A 19,622-nucleotide genomic window follows, 5' to 3' on the forward strand; every position below is an offset into this window, starting at 1 on the left:
CCCGCCCCCCCCCCCCCCCCCCCCCCCCCCCCCCCCCCCCCCCCCCCCCCCCCCCCCCCCCCCCCCCCCCCCCCCCCCCCCCCCCCACGCCCCCCCCCCCCCCCCCCCCCGGCAAGCAGGTCGGGGGAAGCGGCATCGGGGGGACAAGCCGCTTCCCCCGGTGGGAACAGGGCCTGCTGGTCGGCCGCCGCGGTCGGGGGGTACGCGCGACGGGGACCGGTGATGAGGTCCCGTTCCGGCCCACCGGGTTCCTGCCAGGTTCGGTGGGCTCGGTATCCAGTGTGCTGCGTCGCGGGAGGCGCGGGGGCGGACGAAAGGCCCCGATGGCCGGGCCGTAGGTCCTTAAAGTCCGCGTCAGTGATCGAAAGAGGCCACCGGATACGGCCATCCGTGCGGTTACAATCGCCCGATCGCACACAGGGTCGACGGGGGAGGCAGGGCTGTGGCGCAGGCGAGGAAGATCGCGCTCTACATAGTGGTGGTCTTCGTGCTGTACACGATCATCCAGTCTCCCGAGCGGGCGGCCGAACTCGTCCAGGTAGGGTTCGAAGGCATTTCCAGCGCCGCCAAGAGCGTCGGTGACTTCATGTCAGAACTGGTGAGGTAGGGAACCCCGGATGATCCGCCACCTGGTCCTTTTCAAGCTGAACGAGGGCGTCGAGCGGGACGACCCGCGGGTCGTCGCCGGTGACCGGGCCTTCCGGGAGCTGAAGGGGCGGGTTCCGGAGCTGGAGTTCTGGGAGTGCGCCTGGAACATCACCGACCGGCCGATCGCGTACGACTACGCCATCAACTCCGCGGTCGCCGACGAGGCCGCCCTCAAGCGTTACATCGAGCACCCGGCCCATCAGGCCGCCGCGGCGCAGTGGCGGGAATTCGCCACATGGGTGATCGCGGACTATCCCTTCTGATCTTTCTCCGCCATCGGTTCACTCCGGCGTGTCAACCCCCCACCGCTCTGGTGGGGGGTTTTCGTTTCTCCTGGCGTCCGATGGGGTCAACACGGCTCTTTGCGGTGCTTGCACACAGTGGGCATGTCTTGTGATGCTATGACCGCTTTTGACGGATGAGTTGACCGTAGTTGACCGCAAAGGGGTGGCGTCACCGTGCCGGCCAGTGCAGCGCCTCAAGTGCCACCCCAGAACGCCCAGACCGAGGACGTCCGATCCGAGGGCCGGCAGACCGACAGCATCCAGACCGAGACCCCGGACCCGACCGCCACACCCGCCAGAGCCCGCGGCGCGGACACCCGAGCGCTCACCCAGGTCCTCTTCGGCCGGCTCAAGGACCTGGAGCCGGGGACTCCGGAGCACGGCCGGGTCCGCGCCGCCCTCATCGAGGCGAACCTTCCCCTCGTGCGGTACGCCGCGGCGCGGTTCCGCAGCCGCAACGAACCGATGGAGGACGTCGTCCAGGTCGGCACGATCGGACTGATCAACGCGATCGACCGGTTCGACCCGGAACGCGGCGTCCAGTTCCCCACGTTCGCCATGCCCACCGTCGTCGGCGAGATCAAACGCTACTTTCGCGACAACGTGCGCACGGTCCACGTCCCGCGCCGACTGCACGAGCTCTGGGTCCAGGTGACCGGCGCCACCGAGGACCTGACGACTGCCCACGGCCGCTCGCCCACCACCGCCGAGATCGCGGAACGGCTGAAGATCTCCGAGGACGAGGTGCTGGCGTGCATCGAGGCCGGGCGCTCGTACCACGCGACCTCCCTGGAGGCCGCCCAGGAGGGCGACGGGCTGCCCGGACTGCTCGACCGGCTCGGTTACGAGGACCCCGCGCTCGCCGGTGTCGAACACCGCGACCTCGTACGGCACCTTCTCGTCCAGCTCCCCGAGCGCGAGCAGCGCATCCTCCTCCTGCGCTACTACAGCAACTTGACCCAGTCTCAGATCAGCGCTGAGCTGGGCGTCTCGCAGATGCACGTGTCAAGGCTCCTGGCCCGAAGCTTCGCTCGATTGAGATCCGCAAACAGGATCGAGGCGTAGCCGGAACGGGTAGACCCTCCACAGGCGGATTCTGACGGCGCATAAGCCCTGCACCCCCTGTTTCCAGGGCGGATTCGGCACTGACTTGTCGACAAGTCACTACAGCGTGTTGCCGACATGTGACATTCTGCTCGAAGCGCGTTTGCCGCAGCCCCGCCTCCGGTATTCAGGTGGAGGCTGCGTTCCTCCGATGGTCGCGGCCGCCGCGACCGTCCGCGACCTCAAGGGGGTGGCATGTCCGAAGAACAGGGCAGCTCGAAGGTGCTCACGCTCACGAAGAGCGTGCCGGCACCCGCCGTGCTCACCAGCTCACCGGAAGCCATCGACACCCGTACGCTGTCCCGCTCCCTGTTCCTGCGGCTCGCCGCGCTCGGCCCCGCCTCGGGTCCCGAGGGTACGGACAGTCCGGAGCGGACGTATGTGCGGGACACGCTCATCGAGCTCAACCTGCCGCTCGTGCGGTACGCCGCGGCGCGGTTCCGGAGCCGCAACGAACCGATGGAGGACATCGTCCAGGTCGGCACGATCGGCCTGATCAAGGCGATCGACCGGTTCGACTGCGAACGGGGCGTGGAGTTCCCCACGTTCGCGATGCCCACGGTCGTCGGCGAGATCAAACGCTTCTTCCGCGACACCTCCTGGTCCGTACGCGTGCCCCGGCGCCTCCAGGAACTGCGGCTCGCACTGACCAAGACCAGCGACGAGCTCTCCCAGAAGCTCGACCGCTCACCGACCGTCCCGGAGCTGGCCCGCGCGCTCGGGGTCTCCGAGGAGGACGTGGTCGACGGTCTCGCCGTCGGGAACGCCTACACCGCCTCCTCGCTCGACTCGCCCTCCCCGGAGGACGACGGCGGCGAGGGTTCGCTGGCCGACCGCCTCGGCTACGAGGACGCGGCGCTGGAGGGCGTGGAGTACCGGGAGTCCCTGAAGCCGCTGCTGGCCAGGCTGGCCCCGCGCGAGCGCCAGATCATCATGCTGCGGTTCTTCGCGAACATGACGCAGTCGCAGATCGGCGAGGAGGTCGGCATCTCCCAGATGCACGTCTCCCGGCTCCTCACCCGCACCCTCGCCCAGCTCCGCGAGGGGCTCATCTCCGACTGATCCGCCCGCCATGCGGTCGATGCGGCGGCGCGCCGGACTCGCCGCCGCAGCCGGTCGACGGAATGACAGGGTGGCGCACCCGCGGTTCGATCGGCCGCCGAGGCACGGTGACCCACCGCCTCGGCGGCCGCGCCGCGTCCAGACGGCGTACAGACCGCTTCCAGGCGCCGTGCGGACCGTCCGGGCGGGCCGGGGCGGTCACCGCGGGCCCTGAGCGGCCCCCGGCCGGGCAGGGACGGCCGTGCGGGGACGCCTTCGGGCCCGCGCATACTCCGGCCCACTCCGGCTCCCCTGGGCGGCATTCTCGGCGGCCGCAGAGAAGGGGAGGGGGCGGTACGGGCCACCCGGTCGCGGGAACAGCCCCCCGGCGTGCCGGAAGAGGCGGGCATACGAAGAACCGCCCACGGGAGCGGGCGGTCCGCCGGTCGCGGCGCCGCCGTCCGTCCCGCGGGCGGTCGGGTCGTACGGGTCAGCCCAGGGCGAGCCAGGCCACCGCACCGAGGACGACGACGACCGCGATCACCGCCGCGATCACCCCGACTCTCGGCCCGGACGAGGTCGCCGCGGGCTGCTGCCGGCGCTGCGGCTCGCCCTCGTCGACGAAGGCGCGGAACATCTGCGTGCTGCCCGCCGGGTCGTGGTTGCCCTCGGGGCCCGGCTGAGGGGCGTGGGGGTTGTGTGCCATGGGGCAGGACCCTAGCGAACTCAGGTCAACGACCCAACTCCCGGGGGCCGTACCGCACCGCGTCGGACCTGCGACAGCGCCGGGTGCGGGCCGGAGTGCGCCCCCGCAGCCCACCCACCGGAGCGCGCACCGGCGCGCGCGGGCGTGCCCCCGGCCGGGCCCGCGCACCCCGGCCGTACGGCGCGCCCCCGGCGTAAACGCGCACCTCCGGCGTACCCGCGTGGCTCGGGCGCACACCCGCCACACCCCCGCCGTGCTCACGCGCGCGCTCCCTCCCCGCACGCCCCGCTGTACCCGCACGCCCTGTCGGCGCCCCGCCGCACGACCCGCACCCCCGGCCGCACCGGCGCACGCCCCAACCCGCGCCGCACCCCGCACCCCGTATTCGTACAGAGCGCGGACAGGACGCGGAGCCGTCCGCACGCACCGGGCCCGCGTACGCGGCAGAGCCCCGCCCACCCCGCACCGGCACGGGCACACCCCCGCCCGCACACCCCGAGCCGGCGCAGGACCCCCAGCCGCCCCCAGCCGACACCCGGCGTGCCCGGAACAGCCAACCCCGGAGCCCCCACCCCGGACCCCGCACCTCGTGACAACACCTCCCACCCCCCGTGACCAGGCCCTCCGCGCGCCCCTGAGGTGCCTTGACCCGCACCCTACGGAGGCTTTTGGGTTCCTTTACTCCTGCAAGCGCCTTTTCGTTTGCCTGCAGCAACCAACGGCTTCTATGGTTGCCCTAAGCAACAACCTGTACGTCAGTGCGTTGGGGGGTCCCGTGGCCGCACGGAGCCAGTACGAAGAACTGGCCCGACAGCTCAGTGCCGTCGGAGCCGTCAAGCGAGGGCTCGCCCGCGCCCTGCCTCCCGAGTGCCCCGGCGGATCCGCCGCCGTGCTGACGCTCCTGGAGCGGCACGGCGAGATGCGGATCAGCCGGCTCGCCGAACTGCTGGCCGTGGACATGTCGGTGACCAGCCGCCATGTGGCCCATGTGGCCGAACACGGCTGGATCGAACGGTCCCCGGACCCGGCGGACAAGCGGTCCCGCATCCTGCGGCTGACCCCCGGCGGTCACGCGCAGCTCGACGAGCTGACCCGGCGGACCACCGAGATGTTCGCCCGCAACCTCTCCGACTGGACCGACGAGGAGGTCGGGCAGCTCAACGCGTTGCTGTCCCGGTTGCGGGACAGCTTCGCCTGCCGGGGCTCCGGCGGGTGCGCCCCCGGAAGCCACACCGGCGACTGCCGGACCCGGCACGGCGACGACGCGGACACCCGTACACCTGTGTAACAGAAGCAAATACGCACGGATAAGGAACTCAATGGCTACGACCACACCCACCGGTGTGCGGGGCGGCCACGCCAAGCACGGCGGTCAGGGGGGCCACGCCGGCCCCGAGGCCCCCGACGGCGTGCCGATGACTCACCGGCAGATCATGGAAGCGCTCGCCGGGCTGCTGCTCGGCATGTTCGTCGCGATCCTGTCCTCGACGGTCGTCTCCAACGCCCTGCCGGAGATCATCTCCGACCTCGGCGGCGGCCAGAGCGCCTACACCTGGGTCGTGACGGCCTCGCTGCTGGCCATGACCGCCACCACCCCGCTCTGGGGCAAGCTCTCGGACCTCTTCAGCAAGAAGCTGCTGGTCCAGATAGCCCTGGTCATCTACGTCCTGGGCTCGATCGTCGCCGGGCTCTCGACCAGCAGCGGAATGCTCATCGCCTGCCGGGTCGTCCAGGGCGTCGGCGTCGGCGGCCTCTCCGCCCTCGCGCAGATCGTGATGGCCGCGATGATCTCCCCGCGCGAGCGCGGCCGCTACAGCGGCTACCTCGGCGCGGTCTTCGCCGTGGCCACCGTCGGCGGCCCGCTGCTCGGCGGCGTGATCACCGACACCAGTTGGATGGGCTGGCGCTGGTGCTTCTACGTGGGCGTCCCGTTCGCGGTGATCGCCCTCTTCGTGCTCCAGAAGACCCTGAAGCTCCCCGTCGTCAAGCGGGAGGTCAAGGTCGACTGGTCCGGCGCGCTCTTCATCAGCGCCGCCGTCTCCCTGCTGCTGGTCTGGGTGACGTTCGCGGGCGACAAGTACGACTGGCTGTCCTGGCAGACCTACGCGATGGTCGCGGGCTCCGTGCTGCTCGGCCTGGTCTTCGTCCTCATCGAGTCGCGGGCCAGTGAGCCGATCATCCCGCTGCGCCTCTTCCGCAACCGCACCATCACGCTGGCCTCGGTCGCCTCGCTGTTCGTCGGCATCGCGATGTTCGCGGGCACCGTCTTCTTCAGCCAGTACTTCCAGCTCGCCCGCGGCAAGTCGCCGACGATGTCCGGCGTCATGACCATCCCGATGATCTCGGGCCTCTTCCTCTCCTCGACGATCTCCGGCCAGATCATCACCAAGACCGGCCGGTGGAAGGCGTGGCTGGTCAGCGGCGGCTTCCTGGTCACGGCGGGGCTGGGGCTGCTCGGCACGATCCGGTACGACACCGCCTACTGGCACGTCGCGGCCTACATGTTCGTCCTGGGCCTCGGCATCGGCATGATGATGCAGAACCTGGTCCTGGCCACCCAGAACCAGGTCTCGCCCGAGGACCTCGGCGCCGCCAGCTCCGTCGTCACCTTCTTCCGGTCCCTCGGCGGCGCGATCGGCGTCTCGGCGCTCGGCGCGGTCCTCGCCAACCGCGTCACCCGCTACGTCAAGGACGGCCTGGCCGACCTCGGCCCCGAGGGTGCCGCGTTCGGCCACGGCGGCACCGGCGGCGGGGGCATCCCCGACCTGGACAAGCTGCCCGAGCCGTTCCGCACGGTCATGGAGGCCGCGTACGGGCACGGCGTCGGCGACGTCTTCCTGTACGCGGCGCCGGCCGCGCTCGTCGCCTTCATCGTGACCCTCTTCATCAAGGAGGTCGCGCTGAAGTCCAACGCCGCGAACGACGCCCCGCAGCCGGTGGAGGCCGCCGCGGTGACCGCGCCGACCGCGGTGCGGACCGGGGCCCCCGCCCCGGAGCCCGCCCTCGTCGGCGGCGCCGGACCCGTCTCGGAGGGCGTGGCCGGGGTCTCACCGGCGGACGCCCCGGACACCGTCGACGCACCCGGCCAGGGCACCCCGGTCCACGGTGTGGTGCGCGGCGCGGAGGGCGCGCCGGTCGCCCGCGCGGCCGTCACCCTGATCTCGCTCGGCGGCCGGCAGCTCGGGCGCTCCGTCGCCCGGTCCGACGGCGGCTACACCCTGGACGCCCCCGGCTCCGGCAGCTACGTGCTGATCGCGTCGGCGGACGGTTTCCAGCCGCAGGCGTCCACCGTGGTGGTCGGCGGGGAGCCGCTGGCCTTCGACATCCTGCTGTCCGGTACGAGCGGCCTGGCCGGAACCGTACGGGCGGAGGGGTCCGGTGCGCCGGTGGAGGGCGCGATGGTGGTCGTGACCGACGTCCGGGGCGACGTGCTGGCCACCGGCGCGTCCGGAGCCACCGGCGAGTTCGCCTTCGGCGAGCTGGTCCCCGGTTCCGTGACCGTCGCCGTCAACGCGGCCGGGTTCCGTCCGCTCGCGCTGCCGGTGGAGATCGGCGGTCAGGGCGTCACCCGCCTCGACGTGGCCCTGCGGCCCGGCGCGGTGCTCCAGGGCGTCGTGCGGGCCGGGTCCGCCCGGAACCCGCTGGCCGACGCGCGGGTCACGCTGATCGACGCGGCGGGCAACGTGGTCGGCACCGCGACGACCGGCGAGGACGGCGCGTACGCCTTCACCGATCTGGACACGGGCGAGTACTCGGTCGTCGCGACGGGTTACCCGCCGGTGGCCGCGGCCCTGACCGTGGGCGGCCGGGGAGTGGACGGGCACGACATCGAACTCGCTCACCCCGGCGAGTGATTGACCCTTCCGGGGCACGGGCACGTGCTTCGTGACGCGCTCCCGTGAAGGGATCGCAAAGACCCTGGTCAGCGGCGTCTCCCACGGAGAGGCTGGCGTGACCGGCGGACATGGGCCCCGGTGCGGGGCGGTGGGCGGGGGACGGCCCGCCGACCCGCTCCGGGGCCCGACTCACGTGGCCCCGCGGTCGACGAACCGCGCGGGCCATCGAGCTAGGAGAGAGATACGGGATGGGACTTCGCGCACAGGTACGGACGCGGGACGGCTGGGCGGTCCAGCACGCCGTCGTGACGGTCACCGACATGACCGGCGCCCAGGTGCTGCGCGCCGCGGCCGACGAGGACGGGAGGGTCCGCACGGACGGTTCGCTGGCGGCCGGTGCGTACACGGTGATCGTCACGGCGGTCGGGTACGCCCCCTCCGCCTCCACCGCCCTCGTCACCGCGAGCGGGCGGATCGAGGCCGGGCAGATCGTGCTGGCCCGGCAGGGCGGGATGCGGCTGCCGCCGCCGGGCCCGTGGTCGCTGGACCCGGCGCACTCCTCCGTCGCCGCGGTCGCCCAGCACCTGGGGATCTCCAGCGTGCACGGCCGGTTCACCGACTTCGGCGGCCGGATGGAGATCGCCGAGGACGTCACCCGCTCGCAGGTCGACGCGGTGATCAGCGCGGCCAGCATCGACACCGGCAACGAGATGCGGGACAAGCACCTGCGCTCGGCGGACTTCCTGGACGTGGAGCGGTATCCGGAGATCGCCTACCGCTCCACCGGCCTCACCCCCGCCGGACCCGACCGCTGGACCGTGCACGGCGAGCTGACCATGCACGGCGTCTCCCGCCCGGTCGACCTGGACCTCAGCTACCTCGGCACCGGGCCCGACCCGTGGGGCGGCACCCGCGCGGCCTTCCACGCCTCCGCCGAACTGCGCCGCGACGACTTCGCGATGAACTACAACCAGGTCATCCAGGCGGGCATCGCCGCGATCGGCACGACCCTGCGGGTGGAGCTGGACATCCAGGCCGTACAGGGCGAGGCGCTGCCGGGCCAGTGAGCCGGACCCGACCCTAGGGTGGGGACATGACATCTCGCGCCCTGGGGGAGCCTGTCGGTGAGGCGGAGCCGGCCGGTGAGCTTGGACTCGCCGGTGGGACGAAGCCGGTCGGTGAGGCGGAACGCGCCGGTGAGGCGGAGCCGGCCGGTGAGCTTGGACTCGCCGGTGGGACGAAGCCGGTCGGTGAGGCGGAACGCGCCGGTGAGGCGGAGTCTCCGGTACGGGGCTCCCGGCCGGGTCCCCGGCGGTCCGCCGAGCCCGGACCGGAGCCCTCCGGAAGCTGCCCGTCCGGTCGGCCGTCCCGTGGGCCGTCCGGCTGCCCGACCGATGGGCCGACCGATGGGCCGACCGCTCCGGGTCCGCTGCCCGCCCCGGAAGCCCTCGCTCGGGCGCGGCTGCTCGTCGCGCCCGAGCTGGACGGGGCGCTGGTGCGCGAGGTGGAGCGGATCGCCGGGCGCGCGGCGGAGCGGCTGGGCGACGTCCCTCCCGACGCCCCGTTCGTCTGCGTGGGGGCCGCGCTGCCCCCGGCACTGCGCACGGACCGCCTGCTCTGGTTCCACAGCGTCAACGCCGGGACGGACGCGCTGCTCTCCGCCGCGCCCTGGCCGACCGGGGCGCTGCTGACCCGGACCGTGGGCAGGATGGGCGAGCGGATCGCCCAGTACGTCCTGGGCTGGGTGCTCGCCGAGTGCCAGTCCGTTCCGGAGTTCGCCGCCCTGCACGCCCGCGCCGAGTGGCGGCGCCTGCCCTCGGAGCTGGTCGCCGGGCAGACCGCCCTGGTCTACGGCGCCGGGCGCATCGGCACGGCGGTCGCCGGGCTGCTGCGCGGGTGCGGGGTGCGCACGGTGGGCGTCGCCCGTACGGCGCGGTCCGGGCCGGCGCCGGGCTTCGACCGGGTGATCGCGGCCGACGAGGACGGGGCGGCGCTGGGTTCGGCCCGGTGGGTGGTCGCGGCGCTCCCGGCGACCGCCGCGACGGAGGGCTTCTTCGGGGCCGCCCGGTTCGCCTCGGTGCGGGGCGCGACCTTCCTCAACGTGGGGCGGGGCGCGACGGTCGACCTGGGGGCGCTGGAGACCGCGCTGCGGGAGGGCAGGGTGCGCCGGGCGGTGCTGGACGTCCTGCCGGAGGAACCGGCCGCGCCCGGCGACCCCGTCTGGCGGCTGCCCCGTACGGTGATCACCTCGCACTCCGCGGGGATCACCGCCGACGAGGACGTGGTCGCGGACTTCACCGTGTGCTGGGCGTCCGTGACGGCGGGCCGCCGCCCCGCGTTGACGGTGGACACCGCACGCGGTTACTGAACGGGTCCGGTGAGCGGGGGCTTGCCGATACGGACCCGCGACGGGCCCGGTGAGCGGGGGCGCGCCGATACGGACCCGCGCCCACGCGCGTACGTCCCGGCGCCCGCCACGCCGGCGGCACCGGCGGCCGTCACGGCTGCGGCGCGGTCCGCACGCACAAGGCGCGGTCGCGCACGCCGCGCACGCCCCGGCGGCCGCTACGCGCGCGGCGCGGTCCGCTCGGCGGCGGCGCGGTCGCGCGTCGCCTCGATGCCCGCGATCAGCAGGTCCAGCGCGTAGCCGAAGTCCCGCTCGCGCATCTCCTCGACGGTGTCCCCGCCCCGCGCGTCCATCAGATCCTTGGACGAGTCGATGAGGTCGCGCAGGCGCGGCATCGACCGGATCGAGCCCATCGCCTGCTGGTAGTACTCGTCCTGGGTGTACCCGGTCGCCGCGCACCGGGCCTTGAAGTGGCCCTCGACCGTGCCGAACCCGTAGACGAACTGGAAGACCGCCGCGAGCGCGCCCGTCTGCCGGTCCAGGGGGAGGCCGGTGGCCCGGACGACGTCCCGGACGGCGTACGAGAAGAGCATCGAGTTCGGGCCGATGTTGAGGAAGGTCCCCGCCAGGGGGGAGACCCAGATGTGGCGGACGAGCAGTTCGCGGTAGCTGCGGGCGATCTCCCGCAGCCGCTCCTGCCAGTCGCGGTCGTCGCGGGGCGGGGTGATCTCCGCGTACACCGCGTCCAGGGCCAGTTCCAGCAGGTCGTCCTTGGTGTCGACGTACCAGTAGAGGGACATCGCGGTGACGTCCAGCTCGGCGGCGAGCCGGCGCATCGAGAACTTGGCCAGGCCCTCCGCGTCCAGCAGCCGCACCGACGCCTCGGTGATCCGGTCCCGGTCCAGACCCGCCGGGGACTCGGACCTGCGGGTGCGCGAAGGGGTCCGCCGGTCCAGCCACACGCTGGTCCGCACGGTGTTCTTCCCACGGTCGGACGCGGCCACCATGGCGCACTCTCCTCGTCTCGCGCGGACCGCCCGGCCGCGACGGCCCTGCCGGAAGACGACGTACCGGACGATCGCGCTCCGGTACGCGCGTCCGCTCCGATGCTATGCCGCCGGTCCTGTCGCGTCTGCCCCGTCTCCGGCCGCCCCCACCTGCCCGGACGGCTCCGCCCGAACGGGCCGCTCCACCTGTCCGGCCGCCGCCGAGGTCTGCCCGGCCGCCGCCGGCGGTTGCTCGGCTTCCGAGGTCTGCCCGGCCGCCGCGGGTGCCTTCCCGGCTGCCGCCGGTGGCTGCCCGGCCGCCGCCGACGCCTGCTCGGCTGCCGCCGACGCCTTCCCCGCCGCCGCCACCGCCTCCGTCCGCTCGGCCCGGCGCAGCAGCAGCGCGGCGAGCAGGCCGCCCGCCAGCACCGCGACCGCGCCGACCAGTTGGCTGGTCTCCAGGCCGGAGGCGAACGCGTCCCGGATGTGCTCGCGCTCCTCCGGCCCGCCGGCGGCGGCCACGGCGGCGGGCAGCGAGGCGGCGCCGACGGACGCGGGCACGAGGGCGGCGAACCGGGAGTTCAGCACCGCGCCGAGCACCGCGACCCCGAGCCCGTTGCCGAACTCGGCGAGCGTGCCGTTGACGCCCGCGCCCACCCCGGCCTTCTCCAACGGGATGGCGCTCATGATGGCGTTGGCCATCGCGGGCATCGCCAGCGCGATCCCCGCGCCCATCACGACCAGGCCGAGGAGCATCCCGCCGTACCCCTCGCGGCCGAGCACCGCGATGGCGGCGAGACCGGCCGCCAGGCAGCTCATCCCCGCCGCGATGGTGGCGGGCGTCCCCATCCTGGGCACGAGGCGCGCGCCCAGCCCGGTGAGGTTGAGGGCGACCACGGTGAGCGCCATCGGGGCCGTCCGCAGACCCGCCTCCAACGGCCCGTACCCGAGGACGAACTGGAGGTGCTGGGTGAGCAGGAAGAGGGACCCGCCCATCCCGAAGGCGACCAGGATCGCGCCCGCCACCGCGCCGATGAACTTCTGGTTCCGGAAGAAGTGCATGTCGAGCATCGGGTACGGGATGTGCAGCTCCCACAGGACGAACCCGGCGAGCACGGCCGCGCCGGTGAACGCCGTCAGCAGCACCCGGCCGGACGCCCAGCCGTGCTCGGGCCCGGAGATGATCGCGAAGACGATCGCGGCCATCCCGATCGTGGACAGCACCGCGCCGAACAGGTCGGGGCGCTCGCTGCGCGGATTGGTGAACTCCGGCACCAGTCGGACGACGGCGACGAGGCCGATCAGGACGACCGGGATGTTGATGAGGAAGATCGCACCCCACCAGAAGTGGTCGAGCACGACCCCGCCGACGAGCGGACCCGCCGCGAAGCCGAGGGAGTTGACGGTCGACCAGATGCCGATCGCCTTGACCCGCTCGGTGTCGTCGAAGATCTGCACGACGACGGCGAGCGTGGTGGTGAGCAGCAGCGCGCCGCCGATGCCCATGCCGGCGCGGGCCGCGATGAGCTGGCCGGAGGAGTCCGCGAGCCCGGCCGCGAGCGAGCCGATGCCGAACAGGGCGAGCCCCACGACCAGCATCTTCTTGCGCCCGTAGCGGTCGGCGGCGCTGCCCGCGGTGAGCAGCAGCCCGGACTGGACGAGCGAGTAGGCGTTGATCATCCACTGCACGTCGGCGGTGGAGGCGTCCAACTCCGTGGTGAGGGAGGGGATCGCGACGTTGAGGACGGTGTTGTCGAGCAGCACGGTGAGCTGGGCCAGGCAGATGACGCCGAGGATCAGCCAGCGTTGCGGATACGCCTGGGGGGTGAGGTCGTGACGCGGTGCGGCGGGCGCCGTCATGCGGGCTCCTTGGGCTGCGATGCGGTTGTACGGTGTATGGGAGCTGAGCGATATACACCGTAAGGCAGTCCTGTACACCGTACAACCCGGTATTCCGCCGCCTGGCCCATCCCGAGGCGCACCGCACGCCGAGCGGCGCGTTCCGGGGCCGGTTCGCCCGGCGCGTGGGGGTCCCGCGGGGCCCGTCCGCATGGCGCCTTCCGCGGGACCCGCCCGCCCGGCGCTGCGCTCCCCGTGGCCCGTCCGCCCGGCGCGTGGGGGTTCCACCGGGCCCGCCCGCCCGGCGCTGCGCGTTCCGGGGCCGGTTCGCCCGGCGCTGCGCTCCCCGTGGCCCGTCCGCCCGGCGCGTGGGGGTTCCACCGGGCCCGCCCGCCCGGCGCTGCGCGTTCCGGGGCCGGTTCGCCCGGCGCTGCGCTCCCCGTGGCCCGTCCGCCCGGCGCGTGGGGGTTCCGCCGTGTCCACCCACCCGCCACGCGGACCCTGCGCGAGCCCCGCGCCGGAGCCCGTTCCCGCGCCGTACGGCCGGGACGGTGGGCCTCGGGGCGTCCGGGCGGTACGGTTTTCGACGCCGACCGCTCCGCCCGCCCGTTCGGGCCCACTCACTCGGACCCGCCCACTCGGACCTTCTCGCTCGGGCCCCCCGCTCGCGCTCCGGCCCCTCCGACCTCGGACCCGGTCCCGATCCGCCCGATCCGCCCGACCGCCCCGACCCGACCCGTCCCCGTGCGTGACCCCGGCCCCCTTGGAGAGCCATGTCGCTACGTCGCCGTGTCCCCCGACTCCTCATCGCCACGGCCCTGTTGGGCGCACTGGCAGTCCCACCCGCCACCGCCGCCGCGCCTCCCCCCGCCCGCCCCGGAGCCGTCGTGCCGCTGCGCGTGGCCACGTACAACATCCACGCCGGGGCGGGCGTGGACAACGTCTTCGACCTGGACCGCCAGGCCGACGAACTGCGCGCGCTGGACGCCGATGTGATCGGGCTTCAGGAGGTCGACCGGCACTGGGGCGACCGCAGCGGGCGGCGGGACCTCGCGGGAGAGCTGGCGCGCCGCTTGCGCATGTACGTCTCCTTCGCCCCGATCTACAGCCTGGACCCGGCCGAACCAGGCGGCCCCCGGCGGGAGTTCGGGGTGGCGGTGCTCTCCCGCCATCCGATCGCCTCGGCCGAGAACCACGAGATCACCCGCCTCTCGACCCAGGACCCCGACCCGGTCCCGGCCCCCGCGCCGGGGTTCGGGGAGGTCGTCGTACGGGTGCGGGGGCTGCCGGTGCACGTGTACGTGACCCACCTCGACTACCGCCCGGACCCCGCCGTCCGCGTCGCCCAGGTCGCCGACACCCGCCGCGTCATGGCCGAGGACCGGGGCCCCAAGATCCTGCTCGGCGACTTCAACGCGGAGCCCGAGGCCCCGGAACTGGCACCGCTCTGGCGCGAGTTGGCGGACGTCGATCCGGGCGCGCCGACCTTCCCCGCCCACCGCCCGGTCAAGCGCATCGACTACGTCGCGGTGTCGAGGGCCGACGCCTGGCACGGCGGGGTCCTCGTACGGTCCGCGCGGGTGCCGGCGAGCGTCGCCTCGGACCACCGGGCGGTCGTGGCGGACCTGGCGCTGCCCCGCGTCCGGGCCCGGCAGGCGGAGAGGACGGGCTGAGCGGCCGGGACAGGAGACGTGGGGAACGGGCACACGTGGAGCCGGGCCCGCGTAAGGCGGACGGCCGAGGGGCGGCCGTGGGCACGCACGGCTGAGGGGACGCCCCGCCAAGGGACCGTACGGCTGAGGGGCGGCCGTGGCCCGGCCGCCCCTCAGCTCCCCTCCGCCGTTCCCGCGCCCCCTACGCGCCGGGCTTGATCAGATAGCCCGCCCCGCGCCGGGTGTGGATCATCGGCGCCCGCCCCGCGTCGATCTTCTTGCGGAGGTAGGAGATGTACAGCTCGACGACGTTGGCCTGGCCGCCGAAGTCGTAGTGCCAGACCCGGTCCAGTATCTGCGCCTTGCTGAGCACCCGGCGCGGGTTGCGCATCAGGAAGCGCAGCAGCTCGAACTCGGTGGCCGTGACGTGGATCGGCTCCCCGCCCCGGCTCACCTCGCGGCTGTCCTCGTCCAGCACCAGGTCCCCGACGACGAGCGTCGACCCGCTCCGCCCGACGGCGGCGTCCGCGCCCGAGCGGCGGATCAGCCCGCGCAGCCGGGCCACGACCTCCTCCAGGCCGAACGGCTTGGTCACGAAGTCGTCGCCGCCCGCCGTCAACCCGGCGACCCGGTCCTCGGCCGCGTCCCGAGCGGCCAGGAAGAGCACCGGCACATCGGCGTACTCCCGGCGCAACCGGCCCAGCGCGGACAGCCCGTCCATGTCCGGCAGCGCCACGCCCATGACCACCGCGTCCGGGCGGAACCGGCGGGCGGCCCGGACCGCCCCGGCCCCGTCCCCGGCGCTGCGCACCTCCCAGCCCTCGTACCGCAGGGCCATCGACAGCAGCTCGGTGAGCGGCGCCTCGTCGTCCACGATCAGGACCCGCACGGGGGTGCGGTCCGGCCGGAGCGGTTCGGTACGGCGCTGGGCCGAGGTCGTCGTCGTCATGGGCCCACCCTCCGAGGCGGCCGTGAGAGGAGCCTGACCCGTTCCTGTGAATCACCTGAGAAACCAGGAGGGGGGGAGGGAGCGGGACGGCTGCCGGACCGGCCCACCCCGACGCACGTCACCCCCGGACGCGCCCACCCCGACGCATCTCACCCCCGGACGCCACACCCACGTGCCGGCGCACCCCGACGCACCGCACCCCCGGACGCCACACCCGCGCACGCGCCCCCGCGCGCCCCGAACCCCCGCCCCGCTCCGGCCGCGTACGCCGGCGGGACCGCCCCCGGACGCGCCACCCCGACGCGCCTCACCACCGGACGCGCCCACCCCGACGCACCTCACCCCCAGACGCCACACCCGCGCACGCGCCCCCGCGCGCCCCGAACCCCCGCCCCGCTCCGGCCGCGTACGCCGGCGGGGCCGCCCCCGGACGCGCAACCCTGACACGCCCCCCCTGACACGCGCAGCCCTGACGCGCGCACCCCGAACGCACGCCCCCGGCGGCCCCGCTCCGACGCGCACCCGGCCCCCGGCACACCCGTCAGAACAGCCCGTCCTGCACGCCCCCGCCCCCGCCCCCGAGGTCGACGAGCGGGACGCTCACCTCGCCGGGGCCCTCCGCCGGGACCGCCGCCAGCTCCCACCCGGTGATCAACCGCGTGTCCAGCACGACGACGCGGCCACCGTCCACCGCGAGGTGCAGATCGGGCCCGGCAGCCGCCACGAGACGGCCCGCGACGACGCCCCCGGCCACCAGTTCGCGCACGGACCCGGTGGGAGCGGGCGCACGGTCCAGGCCGAACAACCCCACCTGGTCGACGACCTCCAGCGGAAGCCGCTCCAACGACTCGGGCCACCCGCGCCCCGCCAGCCCCGCGGCCCGCCCGTACCACTCCGCCACCTCGACGGCCCGCTCCGCGCACCCCGGCAGCCGCCCGCGCACGGCCCGCTTCCCGGCATACGGAATCCGGTCGGGCACCCCGAGCGCGGCCCGCAGGACCTCCTCCGTCCGCCGGGCCGCCATGAGGGGCCCGCGCCCCAGCCAGCAGAACGCGACGGCCCCCTGCTCCCGCAGCCGGGCGGCCCCGCGCTCCTCCCCGGTGATGCCGACCTTGACCAGTCCGGGGCCGAACCAGGCGAGGTAGACCCGGTACGTCCGGGGGTCGTCCGCCAGCGTGTCGGCGGCCACCGAGTGCGCCCGGTCCAACCGCGCGCACTCCGCGCACCGCCCCCCGGTGCCGCGCCCGGGCACCACCGCCCCCAGCGGGCACGCGTTCCCCCGCGCCCCCGCGCAGGCCCGCTCCCCCACGGCCCGGAAGCCGACGGGGTCCCCGTACGCGAGCACGCTCACCCGGCGCTCGGCGCCCCTGGCCCACGCCAGCTCGGGGCCGCTCCCCGGCCACCGCACCCCGGCGCACCGCCACCCACCGGACACCTCGGACCCCGTCCTTCGCACCAGATCACCGGCCGAGCCGGTGCGGCGATGCTAACGGGGCGCGGGACCAGAGAACGTCGCCGGTGCGTAGTTGCCCTGCCGTTGGCGGTAGGTATGGCCGAGGTGGTGCTGGAGCCGGACGTGGCGGAACTGGTAGACCGCGCCGGAGCGGCGCAGCACGCCCCGCCGGTAGGCGTCGTCGAGGAACGCGCCCGCGCCCCGAGGCAGCTTCCCGGTGAGGGGCAGCAGCAGCCGGCAGAAGACCAGCCACTGCCCCCAGGCGGTGAAGCAGAGGGCGTACGAGAGGCCGCCGCCGAGTCCGCCGACCGCCCCGACGACGAGCCCTTCCGCCAGGCTCCAGCTCATCGGCCCGAGGAAGACCCCCAGCAGGCGGACGATCAGGCCGCCGCCGAGCGCGATCGTGAGGGTGAGGACGGGCACGATGACGAGGACCTGCCGGTACACGGTCACGCGGTTCGCGGCGAGCAGACCGGCCGGGGTGGCCGCGGAGCCGACGTCCAACGGCGTCTCCAACACGGCCAGCAGCCCGAAGACCAGCCCGGCGGCCGAGCTGAAGACCAACCCGAAGGCCAGCATGTTGATGAGGACGGTCTCGATCAGCGCGGGGTCCGTGAGCGAGCGCCCCTCGTACAGGGCGCGCTGGAGGGCGAACGCGGACGCGCACCCGATCCCCGTCACGAACCCGCCCGGCAGCACGGCCGCGAACCGGTGGGTGAACATGCGGAGCGGTCTGCGCCCGAGGCCGTCGGCCCTGCCGGGCAGCCGTATCCGCACATGGCTCGGTGCGAACGCGCCGCCGCCGAAGACGGTCATCGCCCCGTAGAAGGACCCGAAGGCGAGACCGCCGAGCGGCCCGACCACCGCCCCCTGCACCAGCGCCTCGCCCAGAGGGAGCCGGACGACGAGCAGCACGACGGCCCAGTCGGACACCGCGACGCAGAGCGCGGACACCACGGCGACGGCCAGGACGCGCGACGAGCGGGGCAGCGACTCCCCGATCTGCCACCAGGCGAGGTCCTGGCGGTCCCGGTCGAGGCGGACCAGGTGGTGGGCGAGGTGGCCGAGCCAGTGCCGGGCGCGCTCGGGGTCCCAGTCGCGCCGTCGGCCCCGGTCGCCCGCCGCGTCCCGCTCCGCGACGCGGGGGCGGTAGACCGCGGGCACGAAGCCGGCCAGCAGATGGTCCTCCAGGGAGTGCGCGGTCGGGAACCGGGCGGCGTCCAGCAGTTCGGCCGGGTCCCGCCCCGGAGCCTCGCTGTACATCGTCCGCGCCAGCGAGATCATCAGCGGGGTGCTCAGCACCTCCGCGAGGCGCCGCACCGGCTCCTCACCGGACCGCAGCGCCGCCAGCACAGGGCCCCACGGCTCCGCGCCCTCCCCGCCGCCGCGTCCGCCGGCTCGGTCCTCCCGGGCGGCCGGGCGGGCGGTCCGGGACAGGTAGGACATGAGGTCGTCGGGGGCGAGGCCGGTGAGTTCGATCCCGGCGGCCCAGACGAGGGGCGCGCGGGCTTCCCGTACCGCCTCGGCGTACTCCGTGCACCGGCTGGTCAGCACGAGCGGCAGCGAGGACGCGTTCAGCGCGACGAGCGCCTCGTGCCGCAGCCCTTCGGCGATCTCGTCGAACCCGTCCAGCACGGGGAGGACGAGCCCGGCGTCGACGAGCGCGGCGGCCAGGGTGGAACCGCTCGGGGTCCGGCGGGCGAGGTGCGGATAGTCCCGCAGGAGGAGGTCGGCCAGCCAGTCCCGCAGCGTCACGTCCGTCGGGTCCCAGGCCCCGACGCTGAAGATCACCGGAACCCGGCGGGCCGGGGCCGGGTCCGCGAGGAGGTCCAGGACGAGCCGGATCGCCATGATCGACTTGCCCGAACCGGCCCGGCCGAGCATCACCAGCCGCCCGGACGGAATCCTCCGGTACACCTCGGCCACGCTCCGCAGATCCCCCGCCAGGTCCATGGGACCGGGCCGGGCCCCCGCCGGAAGGCGCTGGATGTTCTCCGCGTGGTCGGTGAGGCGTTCCGGCGCCCGGTTCCACCGCACCGGCAGCGGAAAGGGGTCGTGGACCCGGCGCTGCTCCTCCTCCCGCTGCCAGCGCCGCCGGACCTCCCCCGCCAGTTCCTCGGCCGCGTCGGCGAGGACACCACCGGTCCACGGCCGAACGGGAGAAGGAGCCGGGGGCGGGGAGTGCGCGTCCCCCGGCTCCGGCGGACGCACGGCCGGCACATCCGCCGGTCGTACGGGAACGGCTCCGGGCGCGTGCACGGACGGCGCGGACGCGGATACGGGCGGGTTCTCCGGCGGCTGTACGGGAAGGGGCCCGGCCCCGTCCCCCGGCGCGGGCGAAGGCAGTGCGGGCACGGGTCGCGGCACACCCACCGGCTCGGCCGACGGGGTGCGCGCCGACCCGAGGGCGGCGGCCAGGCGGCGGCGGTCATCGGCCCCCAGCTCCAGGGCGTCGGCCAGCAGGTGCACCGTGCCCAGCCGGTGGTCGGCGGCCCGGCCGGTCTCCAGCCGCCGGATGGTGCGAACGCTCACCCCGGACCGCTCCGCCACCTGCTCCTGCGTCAGCCCCGCCTGGGTGCGCAACCGGCGTACCAGTACGCCGAGCCGATCCGTCACGTCGGTCCCCCCACTCGTCCCCCCGCGGGCGGCGGCGAGTCTAGCGCGGCCGCCCGACCGGCCATAGGTGACCGGTGCCTTGGCCTGTCCCCCGAGCTGCGGGAACACCACCATCGGGAGTGCCCCGTCCCGGTCCGCCCCCAGCGGTGGGCCGGCGGGGG

15 protein-coding genes are annotated in these 19,622 nt (G+C 74.4%); 9 read left to right on the forward strand and 6 right to left on the reverse strand.

The features are described from left to right. Positions 1-442: 442 nt before the first annotated feature. The 4 genes from ACZ6EJ_RS03050 to ACZ6EJ_RS03065 all read left to right on the forward strand — a co-directional run bounded on the left by ACZ6EJ_RS03050 (position 443) and on the right by ACZ6EJ_RS03065 (position 3,098). Entirely contained in the window at positions 443-607 is a 165-nt protein-coding gene (locus ACZ6EJ_RS03050) for a hypothetical protein (protein ID WP_469264107.1), read from the forward strand. 10 nt (positions 608-617) lie between these two features. Then, positions 618-911: a Dabb family protein gene (locus ACZ6EJ_RS03055; protein WP_469264109.1), complete on the forward strand. Its 294-nt coding sequence runs from the start codon at positions 618-620 to the stop codon at positions 909-911. Positions 912-1,130: 219 nt separating this feature from the next. Then, on the forward strand, positions 1,131-1,997 hold the full coding sequence (locus ACZ6EJ_RS03060) for an RNA polymerase sigma factor SigF (protein ID WP_469264111.1): 867 nt from the start codon (positions 1,131-1,133) through the stop codon (positions 1,995-1,997). A 234-nt stretch (positions 1,998-2,231) separates the two neighbouring features. Next, entirely contained in the window at positions 2,232-3,098 is an 867-nt protein-coding gene (locus tag ACZ6EJ_RS03065) for an RNA polymerase sigma factor SigF (RefSeq protein WP_469264113.1), read from the forward strand. Between the two features lie 469 nt (positions 3,099-3,567). Here ACZ6EJ_RS03065 and ACZ6EJ_RS03070 read toward each other — a convergent pair whose 3' ends face one another. Further along, a complete protein-coding gene (locus ACZ6EJ_RS03070) occupies positions 3,568-3,783 on the reverse strand; it encodes a hypothetical protein (RefSeq protein ID WP_030077455.1) in 216 nt (71 codons plus the stop codon). A 775-nt stretch (positions 3,784-4,558) separates the two neighbouring features. Between ACZ6EJ_RS03070 and ACZ6EJ_RS03075 the strand changes: the two genes are divergently transcribed. The 4 genes from ACZ6EJ_RS03075 (at position 4,559) to ACZ6EJ_RS03090 (ending at position 9,987) form a co-directional block, all read left to right on the forward strand. Further along, positions 4,559-5,071, forward strand: a complete 513-nt coding sequence (locus ACZ6EJ_RS03075; protein ID WP_469264116.1) for a MarR family winged helix-turn-helix transcriptional regulator — start codon at positions 4,559-4,561, stop codon at positions 5,069-5,071. A gap of 127 nt (positions 5,072-5,198) precedes the next feature. Then, a complete protein-coding gene (locus ACZ6EJ_RS03080; RefSeq protein WP_469264254.1) occupies positions 5,199-7,637 on the forward strand; it encodes an MFS transporter in 2,439 nt (812 codons plus the stop codon). A 230-nt stretch (positions 7,638-7,867) separates the two neighbouring features. Beyond that, positions 7,868-8,686: a YceI family protein gene (locus tag ACZ6EJ_RS03085; protein WP_469264117.1), complete on the forward strand. Its 819-nt coding sequence runs from the start codon at positions 7,868-7,870 to the stop codon at positions 8,684-8,686. 362 nt (positions 8,687-9,048) lie between these two features. Further along, complete coding sequence (locus tag ACZ6EJ_RS03090) at positions 9,049-9,987, forward strand: NAD(P)-dependent oxidoreductase (RefSeq protein ID WP_469264256.1); 939 nt, start codon at positions 9,049-9,051, stop codon at positions 9,985-9,987. A 197-nt stretch (positions 9,988-10,184) separates the two neighbouring features. On the opposite strand, the gene ACZ6EJ_RS03095 is transcribed toward ACZ6EJ_RS03090, so the two are convergent. Then, the gene (locus tag ACZ6EJ_RS03095; protein ID WP_469264119.1) at positions 10,185-10,973 is read right to left on the reverse strand and encodes a TetR/AcrR family transcriptional regulator; all 789 of its coding nucleotides are present in this window, start codon (positions 10,971-10,973) and stop codon (positions 10,185-10,187) included. Positions 10,974-11,075: 102 nt separating this feature from the next. Beyond that, positions 11,076-12,812, reverse strand: coding sequence for an MFS transporter (locus ACZ6EJ_RS03100; RefSeq protein WP_469264121.1), 1,737 nt, complete (start codon positions 12,810-12,812; stop codon positions 11,076-11,078). Positions 12,813-13,564: 752 nt separating this feature from the next. Between ACZ6EJ_RS03100 and ACZ6EJ_RS03105 the strand changes: the two genes are divergently transcribed. Continuing rightward, on the forward strand, positions 13,565-14,464 hold the full coding sequence (locus tag ACZ6EJ_RS03105; protein ID WP_469264122.1) for an endonuclease/exonuclease/phosphatase family protein: 900 nt from the start codon (positions 13,565-13,567) through the stop codon (positions 14,462-14,464). A 181-nt stretch (positions 14,465-14,645) separates the two neighbouring features. Here ACZ6EJ_RS03105 and ACZ6EJ_RS03110 read toward each other — a convergent pair whose 3' ends face one another. The 3 genes from ACZ6EJ_RS03110 to ACZ6EJ_RS03120 form a co-directional block, all read right to left on the reverse strand. After that, positions 14,646-15,392, reverse strand: a complete 747-nt coding sequence (locus tag ACZ6EJ_RS03110) for a response regulator transcription factor (protein WP_469264123.1) — start codon at positions 15,390-15,392, stop codon at positions 14,646-14,648. Positions 15,393-15,933: 541 nt separating this feature from the next. After that, positions 15,934-16,827 carry a DUF2797 domain-containing protein gene (locus tag ACZ6EJ_RS03115; RefSeq protein WP_469264125.1) on the reverse strand — a complete coding sequence of 298 codons (894 nt, stop codon included), beginning with the start codon at positions 16,825-16,827 and terminating at the stop codon, positions 15,934-15,936. Positions 16,828-16,878: 51 nt separating this feature from the next. Beyond that, positions 16,879-19,461 (reverse strand): helix-turn-helix domain-containing protein, encoded by a 2,583-nt coding sequence (locus ACZ6EJ_RS03120; protein ID WP_469264126.1) that lies wholly within the window; start codon positions 19,459-19,461, stop codon positions 16,879-16,881. Positions 19,462-19,622: the final 161 nt, after the last annotated feature.

The organism is Streptomyces sp. NPDC041970, from assembly GCF_055588985.1.

Coding starts and splice junctions, on each gene's coding strand:
- ACZ6EJ_RS03055 (WP_469264109.1), top strand. CDS start 618: ATGATCCGCCACCTGGTCCTTTTCAAGCTGAACGAGGGCGTCGAGCGG.
- ACZ6EJ_RS03065 (WP_469264113.1), top strand. CDS start 2,232: ATGTCCGAAGAACAGGGCAGCTCGAAGGTGCTCACGCTCACGAAGAGC.
- ACZ6EJ_RS03070 (WP_030077455.1), bottom strand. CDS start 3,783: ATGGCACACAACCCCCACGCCCCTCAGCCGGGCCCCGAGGGCAACCAC.
- ACZ6EJ_RS03080 (WP_469264254.1), top strand. CDS start 5,199: ATGACTCACCGGCAGATCATGGAAGCGCTCGCCGGGCTGCTGCTCGGC.
- ACZ6EJ_RS03085 (WP_469264117.1), top strand. CDS start 7,868: ATGGGACTTCGCGCACAGGTACGGACGCGGGACGGCTGGGCGGTCCAG.
- ACZ6EJ_RS03095 (WP_469264119.1), bottom strand. CDS start 10,973: ATGGTGGCCGCGTCCGACCGTGGGAAGAACACCGTGCGGACCAGCGTG.
- ACZ6EJ_RS03100 (WP_469264121.1), bottom strand. CDS start 12,812: ATGACGGCGCCCGCCGCACCGCGTCACGACCTCACCCCCCAGGCGTAT.
- ACZ6EJ_RS03105 (WP_469264122.1), top strand. CDS start 13,565: ATGTCGCTACGTCGCCGTGTCCCCCGACTCCTCATCGCCACGGCCCTG.
- ACZ6EJ_RS03110 (WP_469264123.1), bottom strand. CDS start 15,392: ATGACGACGACGACCTCGGCCCAGCGCCGTACCGAACCGCTCCGGCCG.